We start from the raw sequence: 13105 nt of genomic DNA on the forward strand, positions 1-13105 counted from the left end.
TTTGGACAACCGCCAACAGTTCCGGCGGCATGCCCTTTCAGCCGAGCACGCCGGCCGCGGACCGCGGAGCCGGTGTCAGGGCCTCGCCCACCCGGTCGACCAGAAGGGCCATCTCGTAGCCCACCTGACCGACGTCACAGCTGCGCGCCGCGAGTACCGCGAACGACGAACCGTCGGAGATCGACATCAGGAAAAGGAACCCGTTGTCCATCTCGACGACCGTCTGCAGCACGGCGCCGCCCTCGAAACACCGAGCCGCGCCCTGAGTCAGGCTGACCAGGCCGGAGGCGATCGCCGCCAGCTGATCCGCCCGGTCCCGCGGGAGGTCCCGCGAGGACGCCAGGAGCAGACCGTCGGCTGAGACCGCGATCGCGTGGGCGACCCCGGGAACGCGGTCGGCGAAGTTGGCCAGCAGCCAACCAAGATCCTGCGTTGATGTCATGCCTCATGCTCCTTGCCAGCCTGGAAAGACTGCTGCCCGCCCGGATTGCCCTCCGGGTTGGTCGGTTGTCCGTTGCTGCGACCACGCTGCACGCCGCGGTGGTACGCGGACAGCAGACCACGAACCGCCTCGGGAGTGCGACGCTGGGTGGAAGTCTCCGCCCGATCGACGCCGCCTGGGACCAGTTGTGCCATCGGCTTACGCTTCGGCAGTCCCGCCCCGGTGGTGGCCTCGACGGGAGTTTCGGAAGCGGCCCGGGCTGCTTGCCAGCCCTCGTCGGCCGCAGTTTGCCACGGGCTGTTCCCGCTGGCTGCCCCGTTGCCGGCGACCGCGCCGACCGGGTCGAGGTCGCGCGACTCGACCGGCGCCGGTTGGGGCTGCTGGGGCACCGTGCGGGTCGGTTCGCCGGTCGGGATCCGCTGCGACACGATCGTGTCGTTGGTGGGCTGAGCCGGCTGCTTGGCCGTGGTGAACCAGGCCGACTCGAGCTCCCGGAAGATCGGCAGCTCCATGGTCTCGTCGGCGTACTGGCCCTGGCCGTCGCCGGCCTGCTGCCGGGCCTGGGCCGCGGCGATCTGGGCCGCCGCGGTGGCCTGCGCCTCCGCCGCCTGGGCCGCGGCCGCCTCGTGAGCCGCGACCGCGCGCTCGGAGTCGGTCGGTGGCGCCGGGTTGGCGGTGCGGTTCTCGGGGCGGTAGCGCGGCAGTTCGGCCGTCATGTCGAGCGCGGCGGCCAGGCTCTCGGGCACGTGCGGGGGGTTGTCCCGCTCGGGCGCGACCGGCGGCCAGGCCGGTGGTGCTCCGGCGCCGTTGACCGGCTCCTGGATCGGCGGGTACGCGTTCGGGTCGGGCGTGTTCGGCGGGTTCGCCGGGCCACGGTCGAACGGGGGCGCCGACGGCACCGGCGGGGCCGAGGTCGGTGGCGCCGGTGGGCCGGAGGACGGCGGCGCGCCGAACCCGCCGAACCCACCCTGATTCTCCGGGTTGGCCGGCAGCTGGCGCGGGATCGTCGGCTGACCGAACCCGTTCATCGTGTCGGTGCCGTCCGCACCCGGACGGTAGCTCTCACCGTTGCGCCGCTGCGGCAGACCGTCCGGACCGGCGAAGCCCTGCGGGCCCGGGATCGGCGGGATCGGCTCGTTGCTGCGCGGACCGTGGTAGCCGTTGTTCCCGTTGGCGCCATTCGTCCCGTTGGCGCCGCTGTTGGCCGGCGGGCCGCTCATCGGCGCACCCATCGGCGGGCCGCCCGTCGGGGACGCACCGGTGAGGTCGGACCAGGCCGGCACGTTGCGGCCGGTGCCGAGCATGCCACCGTTGGACATCGGCGGGTTCGGGTCGAACGGGCGGCCGCCGGGGTAGCCACCCGAGCCGCGGCCGCTCTCCAGAGCCAGGGGCTCGGGGAAGGCCGGACGCGCCTGGGTGACGGCCGGGTCGCCGCCGAACGTCGGCTGCTGCGGGGGCTGCGGCTGGGCCGACGGGAGCCGACCGGCCCCGGACGACGAGATCAGCACGCTGACCGGCAGGCCCACCTCGGCCACGGTGCCGCGTTCGGCGCCGGCCGGGCGGAGCTCGACCTTGACGGTGTGCCGGCTGGCCAGCCGGGCGACCACGACGAGGCCCATCATCCGGGAGACGGCCACGTCCACCATCGGTGGGTTGGCCAGCCGCTCGTTCAGGTCGCGCAGTTGTTCGTGGCTGATGCCGATGCCGCGGTCTTCCACCGAGAGGATGGCGCCGTCGCCGAGGCGGCGGGCCTCGACCAGCACGGTCGAGTTCGGCGGGGAGAACGCGGTCGCGTTGTCGAACAGCTCGGCGACCAGGTGGACCATGTCGTTGACCGCGTGGGCGGCCACCTCGATGTCCCGGTCGACCGTGCCGAACTCGATGCGGGTGTAGTGCTCGACCTCGGACTGCGCGGCACGGAGCACGTCGATCAGGGCGGCCGGCTCGCGCTGGACCCGGGTCGAGTCGGCGCCGGCGAGGACCAGGAGGTTCTCGTCGTTCCGACGCATCCGGGTGGCCAGGTGGTCGAGCTGGAACAGCTCGGCCAGGCGGTCCGGGTCTTCCTCGCCACGCTCCAGCCGGTCGAGGTGACCGATGAGCCGGTCGACCAGGATCTGCGAACGGCGGGCGAGGTTGACGAACATGGTCGCGACGGACGACCGCAGGGCGGCCTGCTCGGCCGCGGTCCGCACCGCTTCCAGGTGGACCGCGTTGAACGCCTCGGTCACCTGCCCGAACTCGTCCCGGCTGCGGACCGGCAGCGGCTCGGCCACCTGGTCGGCGATCTGGGCCGGGGTCAGTGAGCTGGACAGCGACGGGTCACGCAGCCGGTTCACCGCGTGCGGGAGGCCGTACTGGGCCACCGACAGGGCGCCCTGGCGCAGCTCACGCAGCGAGCGGGCCATCGACCGGGCGACCAGCCAGGCGAACAGGATGGCCAGCAGCAGCATGCCGAGCAGCGCGCTGGTCTCGATGAACACCCGGCGCTGCACGTCGTCGCGCAGACCGGTCGCGGCGGTCACGATGTCGGCGTCGGACTTGGTCTCGACCTGGCGGAACAGGCCGTTGTAGCCCTGGAGCGCCTTCTCCCAGTTGTCGAGCGTGAAGTCGATCCGGTCGGCGTTCGCCCCCTGCAGGGCGCTCAGCGGCCCGATCAGGTTGGTCGCCTGGCGCTGGGCCGGGCCGCTCACCGTGCCGTTGTAGAACGCCTGCTCCTGGGGTGTGCCGACCTGCTCCAGGTTGCTGTAGGCGAGCAGCCGGCCGGTCTCGGCCAGGTCGAGCTGCCGGCGGAGCCCGACGGTCAGCCGCTTCTCGTCGACGATCTTGATGCCGACGTCGCGGGTCTGAGCGATGAATTCCTTCATCCGGGCCACCGCGGCGGCGGTGCGCATCTGGTCGCCCAGCGTCGTGTCCGACGCGAGCTGCGCGGAGACGTCGCGGACGTTCAGGAGGTCATTGATGATGTTGCCGTAGGTGTCGTCGACGTCCTTCTCGTTGCGGTTGAGGTTGACCACCTCACTGCGCACCACGGGAAGTTCGCTCAGGTTCCGGTCGAGCCGGGTGAGCAGGATGTTGACGTTGTCCTGGCCCTCCAGGTCGAGTGCGGCCTTCTGCTGCGCGTACGGCACCTTGGCCGCGTCGACCTTGGGGTGTTCGGCCTGGTAGAGCTGGACGCCCTTGAGCCGCACCGGGTCGTTCTTGTTGCTCTTGGTGTCGATGGTGCGGGCGATCATGACCGCGTAGGCCCGCTCGTTCTGGAGCTGGTCGACCAGTCCACCTGACGCCTGGGACAGGACGGCCAGGGTGCGCGCCTGCTCGGCGTTGCTCGCCTCTTCGATGTGGTCGACCAGACCGCTCACGCCGACGATGATCGTCGCGAGCGTGGGAACCAGCATGATCAGGCCGAGCTTCGACCAGATGGGAAGGTCCCGCAGCCGTCCGGCCGGCCGTCGAAGACGCGACATGACGCCGTTCGCCGGCTTGGGGCGCTTGCTCACGTCACCGTCCTCCTGATTCGGGCCCGTCGTCGGCTCGTCCGGACCCCACACACGGCCGACACGGGGGTCGGGCCCCCGAGATTCCATCACGACGAGTGTCAAAGAGAAAGAGCAGCCGGACCCGGACCGGCTGTGTGATGCGATGTTGCGCCCGAGTGGTTGCACATCGCCGGGTCCGTCGTCACTGCTCGTATATGTCTACGTCTCTTACTGTCACTCCGGACGACTGATGCGGCGCGGGGGATTACGCGCACCGGTCGTACTTGATCCTCTCGGATCGTGGCAGGACAGACGATTGCTCGGCGGCCGGGATACGGCAAGGTGAGTTGCCGCATTTTGCAGCTTTTGTAGACACCAGTCTGTCCGAAAGGTTGATTCCGATGACCGAAACGGTCAGTTTTCGGCAACCCCGGATCGCGCATTCCGCCATGCGCGAAAATTTCTCGGTTTCAGCCCAGCAACTTGGCGTAGGCGGGCTTGATCACATCGGTGATGATGGCGAGCCGCTCGTCGAACGGGATGAACGACGACTTGAGCGCGTTCACCGTCAGCCACTGCAGATCGGCCCAGCCCCAGCCGAACGCCTCGACGCACAGTGCCATCTCGCGGGAGAGGGTGGTGCCGCTCATCAGCCGGTTGTCGGTGTTCACGGTGACCCGGAACTGGAGGTCGCGCAGCAGCCCGATCGGGTGCTCGGCGATCGACGGCGCGGCGCCGGTCTGCACGTTCGACGACGGACAGAGCTCCAGCGGGATGCGCTTGTCGCGGACGTACGCGGACAGCCGGCCCAGGATCGGGTCGTTGCTCGTACCCGTGATGTCGTCGACGATGCGCACACCGTGACCGAGCCGGTCGGCGCCGCACCACTGGAGGGCCTGCCAGATCGACGGCAGGCCGAAGGCCTCGCCGGCGTGGATGGTGAAGTGGAAGTTCTCCCGCTGCAGGTACTCGAACGCGTCCAGGTGCCGGGTGGGCGGGTAACCGGCCTCGGCGCCGGCGATGTCGAAGCCGACCACGCCGCCGTCGCGGTAACGCACCGCCAGCTCGGCGATCTCCTGCGAGCGGGCGGCGTGGCGCATCGCGGTGAGCAGCGCGCCGACCCGGATCTGCCGGCCCTCGGCGGCCGCCTCGGCCGTGCCGTCCCGGAACCCGGCCAGCACCGCCTCGACCACCTGATCGAGGCTCAGGTCGCGCTCCAGGTGAAGTTCCGGGGCATAACGCACCTCGGCGTAGACCACCCCGTCGGCGGCCAGGTCGAGCGCGCACTCGCGGGCCACCCGGTGCAGCGCCTCCTCGGTCTGCATCACCGCGACGGTGTGCGCGAAGGTCTCCAGGTAGCGTTCCAGCGACCCCGAGTCGGCCGCGGCGGCGAACCACGCGCCCAGTCGTTCCGGGTCGGTCTCGGGCAGGGCGTGCCCGACGGCCCCGGCGAGCTCGACGATGGTCGCGGGACGCAGACCACCATCCAGGTGGTCGTGCAGCAGCGCCTTGGGTGCCTTGAGGATGTCGGCGTGCGAGATGGCCATCCGATGACTTTACGGGGGTGGGGCGAGTGTTGGACGGCGCATTGCCGTACCTGCGGTGCCCTGTGTGCGACGACACGTTGGGTCACGGCGCCGAGCGCACCCTGCGCTGTCCGCGGGGTCACGCTTTCGACATCGCCAAGCAGGGGTACGCCAACCTGACGCGTGGCCGGATGCCGCACGAGGGCGACTCCGCCCCGATGATCGAGGCCCGCGACGCCTTCCTGGCGGCCGGCCACTACGACTTCATCCGGGCGGCGCTCACCGACGCGGCTCCGGTGGTCGACGGCCTCGTCCTGGACGCCGGCGCCGGCACCGGCTGGTACCTCGCCGCCCTGCTGGACCGGCACCCGCAGGCCACCGGGCTGGCGGTCGACGTCTCGAAGCCGGCGCTGCGCCGCGCGGCCAGGGCGCACCCCCGCGCCGCCGCGGTGCTCGCCGACCTCTGGCAGCCGCTGCCGGTGGCCCGGGCCGATCTGATCGTGAACGTCTTCGCGCCGCGCAACGGCCCGGAGTTCGCCCGGCTGCTGCCGCCCGGCGGGATCCTGCTGGTGGTGACCCCGGCCGCCGACCATCTGCACGAGCTGGTCGCGGAGCATGGCCTGCTGTCGGTCGACCCGGCCAAACGGGAGCGGCTGGCCGAAACGCTGTCCGCCTTCGCGCCGGAATCCGTCACGACGGTCCGTCGCCGCCTCACCCTGACCGGCGCCGAGGTGCGCACGCTGATCGACATGACGCCGAGCGCCCGGCACGTGTCGGCCGACCCGGACGGCGGAACGGTGACCGCGGCCGTCGACGTCACCGTGTTCAGACGCTCAGATCGACCTCTTCCCAGTCCGGCGGCCGCTCGTGGAACGGACCGGTGAACACCACCGCCCATTCGAGAGCCCACCGCCGCTGCCCGATCGCGTTGCCGTTGATGTCGCCCGGCAGCGGCCGCCCGTTCTGTTCGGCGTCCTGGAACGCCCAGTCCAGGCAGTAGTAGAGATCGAGCAGCACGGCCGCCTCGATCGGGTCACGCGGCGACATCAGCGACCGCGACCGCCAGCTGTCGAAGGCCTCCCCGCTGGGCAGGTCGGGCATCTGCTGCATCAGCCGGTCCTCGGGCGGCGCCGTCGGGTCCAGGTGCCGGGCCAGGCCGAGCAGCCAGGACAGCGCGAACACCGCGTCGTGGTGCAGCACGAACGACCGGTGGTCGCCCTTGGCGCCGATCACGAACTCCCACTCCGGCGGGGTGACCTGTTCGACCAGGTGCGAGCCGAGCAGCCAGTGCATGGCGGCCTCGGTGGGCATCCCGAAGCAGCGGGCCACCACCACGTGCAGCACCGCCGCGCGGGCCTCGATCTCGGCGGTCGGGCGCAGCTCGACGGAGTCGCCGGGTTCCCAGACCAGGGGGAAGCCGGCCGGCGGTAGCTCGAGTCCGAGGCGGTCGACCTCGTCCAGGCTGGCCTTGCGTACCGCTCGGGGGTCGGGTGCGGCCTTGTTCATCGGTGGTCAGGCGATCCGATCGATCAGGAGCCATGAGGGTACGGGCGGAGCGCCATCGTCCACCACGATGGCCCCGGCCACCAGATCGCGGGCCGAGGCGAACCGATCCGGTTCGTCGGTACGCAGCTCGCAGAGCGGATCGCCGGCCCGCACGGTGGCGCCCGGCTTCACCCGGAGCACCACGCCGGCCCCGAAACTGACCGGATCCTCCTTGCGGGCCCGGCCCGCGCCGAGCCGCCAGGCCGCGACGCCGACCCCGTACGCGTCGATCGAACGCACCACCCCGTCGGCCGCCGCCCGCACCACCTCGGTCTCCCGCGCCTCGGGCAGCGGCGCCGACGGGTCACCGCCCTGGGCCCGGATCATCGACCGCCAGGAGTCCATCGCGGCCCCCGAGGCCAGCACCTCCGCCGGGTCGGCGTCGGTCAGCCCGGCCGCGTCGAGCATCTCCCGGGCCAGCGCCAGGGTCAGCTCGACCACGTCGGCCGGTCCCCCACCGGCCAGCACCTCGACCGACTCGGCCACCTCGACCGCGTTGCCGACGGCCAGCCCGAGCGGGGTGCTCATGTCGGTGAGCAGGGCGACGGTCCGCACGCCGGCGGCCGTGCCCAGGTCGACCATGGTCCGGGCCAGTTCGCCCGCGGTGACGGCGTCCTTCATGAACGCGCCGCTGCCCACCTTGACGTCCAAGACCAGCGCGCCGGTGCCCTCGGCGATCTTCTTGCTCATGATCGAGCTGGCGATCAGCGGGATCGACTCGACCGTCCCGGTGACGTCACGCAGGGCGTACAGCTTGCGGTCGGCCGGTGCGAGGTCGGCGCCGGCCGCGCAGATCACCGCGCCCACGTCGCGCAGCTGGTCGCGGAACTCGGCGCCGGTCAGCGACGCCCGCCAGCCCGGGATCGACTCCAGCTTGTCCAGCGTGCCGCCGGTGTGGCCGAGGCCCCGCCCGGAGAGCTGCGGCACGGCGGCGCCGCAGGCGGCCACCAGCGGGGTCAGCGGCAGCGTGATCTTGTCGCCGACGCCGCCGGTGGAGTGCTTGTCGGCGGTCGGCCGGCCCACGCCGCCCAGGTCCATCCGCTCGCCGCTGGCGATCATCGCGGCGGTCCACCGGGAGATCTCCCCCGGCGTCATCCCGCGCAGCAGGATCGCCATGGCCAGCGCGGCCATCTGCTCGTCGGCCACCACCCCCTGGGTGTACGCGTCCACCACCCAGTCGATCTGCGCGTCACTGAGCACCTGGCCGTCGCGCTTGGCCCGGATCACGTCCACCGCGGCGAAGGTCACGAGGGCTCCTCCTCCCAGCGGACGTCGATGCCCTCGGGCGGGGAGCCCTCACCGGCCCAGGACAGGCCGCCCGACGCGTCGACGACCACGATCCGAGGGGTACGCACGCGGCCCCACTCGACCGCGTCGGCGGTGGCCGGGAAGTTCGGGCCCTCCTCGAGCACGCCCTTCTCGGCGTCGACGGCGTCCGAACTGCCGGCCGAGCGCTCCCAGTACGCCGTCCACACCTGCTCGCCGCCGGCCAGGTCGGGGTGGACGAACACGGTCCCGCGACCGCGCCACTTGGCCAGCGCGGTCGGCACCTCGGGCACCGGCGTCGCGCCGGTCACCTTCTCGATGTCGGCCGGCCCGAACGCGTCCGGCAGCAGCTCGGACATGCGCAGCGGGCGCGGGGTGGCCTCGACCAGGCAGTCCGGCCCGCCGTGCTCGTACAGCAGCTGACGGCAGCGGCCGCACGGCATCAGCGGCGAGCCGGTGGCGTCGACGCAGGACACCGCGACCAGCCGGCCGCCGCCGGTGGCGTGCAGCGAGGTCACCAGGCCGCACTCGGCGCAGAGCCCGACACCGTACGACGCGTTCTCGACGTTGCAGCCGACCACCACCCGGCCGTCGTCGACCAGCCCCGCGACCCCCACCGGGAAGTCCGAGTACGGCGCGTACGCATGCCGCATGGCTTCGATCGCGGCTTCCCGCAACCCGGCCCAGTCGATCTCCATGCGGCTGATTCTGCCAGTCCCGGCTGTGCTCGTTGTCAGCTCTTGACGTATGGCACGCCGTCGGCCGCGGGCGCGCGGACCCGGCCGACCAGACCGGCCACCGCGATGATCGTCGCGACGTACGGCAGCATGCCCAGGAACTGGCTCGGCACCGGACTGTTGATCGAGCTCAGGAAGAACGTCAGGTTCTGGGCGAAGCCGAAGAACAGCGCCGCGGCCAGGGCGCCGAGCGGGGTCCACCGGCCGAAGATGAGCGCGGCCAGGGCGATGAAGCCCGCCCCGGAGGTCATGTTCTTGGTGAACGAGCCGGCCCCGATCAGCGTGAAGTAGGCGCCGCCGAAGCCCGCGATCACGCCGCCGACCAGCACGTTGAAGTAGCGCAGGCCACGGACCCGGATGCCGACCGTGTCGGCCGCGGTCGGGTGCTCGCCGACGGCTCGGGTGCGCAGGCCCCAGCGGGTGCGGGACAGGCCGAAGTGGATGGCCACGACCAGGATCAGCGCGATCCAGACCAGCACCGTGGTGTTGAACAGCACCGGCCCGATCACCGGGATGTCGGCCAGCCCGGGCACCCGCCAGGTCGGCATGTCCGGCGGCTCGTTGTACCGGGCCGCTTCCGGCTGCATCAGCCGCTCGTACAGGAAGCCCGTGACGCCGAGGGCGAGCAGGTTGAGCACGATGCCGACGACGACCTGGTCGACCAGGAAGCGGATGGCCAGCACGGCCAGCAGCGCCGCGATCAGCACCCCGCCCAGCGCCGCGCTGAACAGACCGGCCCAGACGCTGCCGGCCATGGTGCCGACCAGCGCGGCGAAGAACGCGCCCATCAGGAACTGGCCCTCGATGGCCACGTTGACCACGCCGGATCGCTCGCCGAGCACACCGGCCAACGAGCCGAGGATCAGCGGCAGGGCGAAGACCAGGGCGCCGTTCGCGGCGTCGACCAGCGACATGAACTGGCCGGCCACCTGCCAGCTCAGGAAGGACAGCACCAGCCCGGCGATGCCCAGGCCGAGGAACGCGGTCCGCCGGCGCTGGGCCACCCCGGCCAGCAGCAGGCCGCCGAAGACGACCGTGATCACGCCGAACAGGATCGCGCCGAGCTGGCCGTTGATGGAGAGGGCCGGGCCCTCGTTGCCGGGGCTGAGCGTGAACCGGGCGGTGGCCGACTTGGCGACCGCGCCGAACGCGATCGCGGCGGCCAGGCCGAGCAGCACCAGCGCGGCGCCCAGCCGGCGGTGCCGGTCCCAGAACCGAGGTGGGGCGGGCGCCTCGACCCCGGCCACATCTGCCGTTGCGGTCGACAACCCGCTCACCAGCCCTTCGCCATCGATGCGCCGAGCCGCGCGGAGCGGGCGGCGCGCAGGTGGAAGATCGTCTTCACCAGGGCGGGCGCGGCGATGAAGACCACGATCACCGCCTGGACCACGGTGACCAGCTCGATCGAGACGCCGCTGAACGACTGCATCCGGTTGCCGCCGGCGCGCAGCGCGCCGAACAGGATCGCGGCCAACAGCGTGCCCCACGGCCGGTTGCGCCCGAGCAGCGCGACCAGCAGGCCGTCGAAGCCGATGTTGCCGGCCACCGCCGGGGTCAGCGTGTGTGCCGTGCCCAGCACCTGGGTCGCGCCGCCGAGCCCGGCCAGGCCGCCGGCCACCACCATGAGCATCGTGTACGTCCGGGCCACGCTGATGCCGGCGGTCCGGGCCGCGGCCGGGTTGGCGCCGACCGCCCGCAGCTCGAAACCGAACGCCGACCGGTTGAGCAGCCAGGCGACGCCGGCGGTGACCAGCACGGCCAGCACGATGCCGAGGTGTACGCGGACCGGCCCGCCGATCGAGGCGAGCTGGGCCGAGGCGTCCACCGGTTTGCTGATCGCGTCGGTCCGGGCCGGGTTCTGCACGCCCTTCTGGATGATCAGCCAGCTCAGGAACAGCCCGGCGATGTAGTTGAGCATGATCGTGATGATCACCTCGTGGGCGCCGGTCCGGGCCTTGAGGATGCCCGGCAGGAAGCCCCAGGCGGCGCCGCCGATCAGGCCGGCCACCAGCGCCACCACGGCGTGGATGACGATCGGCATCGGGAACGCGAACCCGGCCACGGCCGCGGTCACGCAGCCGATGACCGCCTGGCCCTGACCACCGATGTTGAACAGGCCGCCGCGGAAGGCCAGCGCCACCGACAGGCCGGTGAAGACCAGCGGCGCGGCGTACGTGAGGGTCTCCGAGAGCGGGGTGATCGCGGCCTGCCAGGTGCCGCTGCCGTCGGCCCACGCGGAGATCGCGGCCGGGTCGAGGATCGCGCCCTTGAACAGATCGGCGTACGCCGTGCTGACCAGGTTCCAGCTGCCGGTGAGCGCGTCGCTCGGCCGGGCGGTGAGGTAGGCGAAGGTGGCCCGCACCTCCTCGTCCGAGACGATCATCAGGATCGCGCCGATGACCATGGCGAGCACGATCGACAGTACGGTCACGGTGACCGTGTTGGCCGACCAGAGGTTGCGCACGAAGTGGGCGACGAAGGACTCTTCCTTCGGCTCCCCGGTCTTCTCGGTCTTCTCGGTGACGTCGGTCATGCCGCGTCACCGACGATGCCGGCCATCAGCAGACCCAGCTCCTCACGCGGGGTGTCCGGCGGTACGACGGCGAGGATCTTGCCCCGGTACATGACCGCGATCCGATCGGCCAGCCCGACCACCTCGTCCAGCTCACTGGAGACGACCAGCACCGCGGTGCCGATGTCGCGCTCGTGCATGATCCGGCCGTGGATGAACTCGATCGAGCCGACGTCCACGCCCCGGGTCGGCTGCGCCGCGATGAACAGCCGCAGCGGCCGCGACATCTCCCGGGCCACCACGACCTTCTGCTGGTTGCCGCCGGAGAGCGTGCCGACGGTGGCGTCCGGTGACGAGGTGCGGATGTCGAACTGGTCGACCCGTTCCCGCGCCGCCCGGGCGATCGCGCCCGGGTTCAGACTGAGCGCGTTGCCGTAGGGCGGCCGGTCGTACATGTCGAGCACAAGGTTCTCGGCCACCGTGAACTCCTTGACCACGCCGTCGAGGCTGCGGTCCTCGGGGACGTAACCGACCCCGGAACGGAGGATCTGCTTCGTACCCATGCTGGTCAGGTCTTCGTGGTCGAGGGTGATCGACCCGGCGCGCGCCTCGCGCAGCCCCATGATCGCCTCGACGAGCTCAGTCTGTCCGTTGCCCTGCACGCCGGCCACGCCCAGCACCTCGCCGGCCCGGACCACCAGGTCGACCCCGTCCACCGCGCGGACGCCCCGGTCGTCCTCGACGACCAGGCCGGACACGGTCAGCACGTCCCGCCCGGCCTCGGCCGCGGTCTTGCTGACCTCGAGGCTCACCTGCCGGCCGACCATCAGCGTGGCCAGTTCGTCCTCGCGGGTGTCCGGGGTGGCGGTCCCGACCGTGCGCCCGCGCCGGATCACGGTGATCCGGTCGGCGATGGCCTTGACCTCCTTGAGCTTGTGCGTGATGAAGACGATCGACTTGCCCGAGTCGGAGAGCCCGCGCATCACCGCGAGCAGCTCCTCGGTCTCCTGCGGGGTCAGCACCGCGGTCGGCTCGTCCAGGATCAGCAGGTCGACGTCGCGGGTGAGCGCCTTGACGATCTCCACCCGCTGCTGGGCGCCGACCGGCAGGTCTTCGATCAGGGCGTCCGGGTCGACCGGCAGGCCGTACTTCTGGGAGGTCTCCAGCACGTCGCGCCGGTTGCGGCGGCGGTCGAGCCAGCCGAGCGGACCGCCGCGGGTCTCCTCGGAGCCGAGCGCGATGTTCTCGGCCACGCTGAACACCGGTACCAGCATGAAGTGTTGATGCACCATGCCGATGCCGGCCGCGATCGCGTCCCGGGGGCTGCGGAACACCTTGGGCTCGCCGTCGACCAGGATCTCGCCCTCGTCCGGTTGGAGCAGGCCGTAGAGCTGGTTCATCAGGGTGGACTTGCCGGCGCCGTTCTCGCCCAGCAGCGCGTGCACCTCGCCGGGCTCGACGGTGATGTCGATGTGATCGTTGGCCACCAGGTCGCCGAAGCGCTTGGTGATGCCGCGCAGTTCGAGTCTCAGCGGATTCTCCCGGTGGCGTAAACGGTGCAGAGCCGCCGCCCGGTCGTGAGCTGAGCTGGACTCACGTAC

10 protein-coding genes are annotated in these 13105 nt (G+C 71.6%); 1 reads left to right on the plus strand and 9 read right to left on the minus strand.

Annotated features, from left to right (window positions below):
• Positions 1-37: 37 nt before the first annotated feature.
• From AB0M54_RS02715 to AB0M54_RS02725, 3 genes are all read right to left on the minus strand, one after another.
• On the minus strand, positions 38-442 hold the full coding sequence (locus AB0M54_RS02715) for a roadblock/LC7 domain-containing protein (protein WP_067706828.1): 405 nt from the start codon (positions 440-442) through the stop codon (positions 38-40).
• Positions 439-3939: a sensor histidine kinase gene (locus AB0M54_RS02720; protein ID WP_364468768.1), complete on the minus strand. Its 3501-nt coding sequence runs from the start codon at positions 3937-3939 to the stop codon at positions 439-441. The genes AB0M54_RS02715 and AB0M54_RS02720 overlap by 4 nt, the downstream gene beginning before the upstream one ends.
• Before the next feature lie 449 nt (positions 3940-4388).
• Positions 4389-5465: an adenosine deaminase gene (locus AB0M54_RS02725; RefSeq protein WP_364313959.1), complete on the minus strand. Its 1077-nt coding sequence runs from the start codon at positions 5463-5465 to the stop codon at positions 4389-4391.
• A 62-nt stretch (positions 5466-5527) separates the two neighbouring features.
• Here AB0M54_RS02725 and AB0M54_RS02730 point away from each other — a divergent pair, with 62 nt between their 5' ends.
• The gene (locus AB0M54_RS02730) at positions 5528-6328 is read left to right on the plus strand and encodes a methyltransferase domain-containing protein (RefSeq protein ID WP_364468770.1); all 801 of its coding nucleotides are present in this window, start codon (positions 5528-5530) and stop codon (positions 6326-6328) included.
• Here AB0M54_RS02730 and AB0M54_RS02735 read toward each other — a convergent pair.
• From AB0M54_RS02735 to AB0M54_RS02760, 6 genes are read right to left on the minus strand one after another with little or no spacing between them, the layout of a single operon-like run.
• A complete protein-coding gene (locus tag AB0M54_RS02735; protein WP_364313956.1) occupies positions 6270-6950 on the minus strand; it encodes a DUF4272 domain-containing protein in 681 nt (226 codons plus the stop codon). The genes AB0M54_RS02730 and AB0M54_RS02735 overlap by 59 nt on opposite strands.
• Positions 6951-6956: 6 nt before the next feature.
• Complete coding sequence (locus tag AB0M54_RS02740) at positions 6957-8255, minus strand: thymidine phosphorylase (RefSeq protein ID WP_364469178.1); 1299 nt, start codon at positions 8253-8255, stop codon at positions 6957-6959.
• The gene (locus tag AB0M54_RS02745; protein WP_364313953.1) at positions 8234-8953 is read right to left on the minus strand and encodes a cytidine deaminase; all 720 of its coding nucleotides are present in this window, start codon (positions 8951-8953) and stop codon (positions 8234-8236) included. The genes AB0M54_RS02740 and AB0M54_RS02745 overlap by 22 nt, the downstream gene beginning before the upstream one ends.
• Before the next feature lie 35 nt (positions 8954-8988).
• On the minus strand, positions 8989-10260 hold the full coding sequence (locus AB0M54_RS02750; RefSeq protein WP_364317043.1) for an ABC transporter permease: 1272 nt from the start codon (positions 10258-10260) through the stop codon (positions 8989-8991).
• Between the two features lie 5 nt (positions 10261-10265).
• A complete protein-coding gene (locus AB0M54_RS02755; protein ID WP_364313950.1) occupies positions 10266-11525 on the minus strand; it encodes an ABC transporter permease in 1260 nt (419 codons plus the stop codon).
• Positions 11522-12991, minus strand: coding sequence for an ABC transporter ATP-binding protein (locus AB0M54_RS02760; RefSeq protein ID WP_364313947.1), 1470 nt, complete (start codon positions 12989-12991; stop codon positions 11522-11524). The genes AB0M54_RS02755 and AB0M54_RS02760 overlap by 4 nt, the downstream gene beginning before the upstream one ends.
• Positions 12992-13105: the final 114 nt, after the last annotated feature.

Origin of the sequence: Actinoplanes sp. NPDC051470 (genome assembly GCF_040682035.1) — a bacterium.
GTDB lineage: Bacteria > Actinomycetota > Actinomycetes > Mycobacteriales > Micromonosporaceae > Actinoplanes.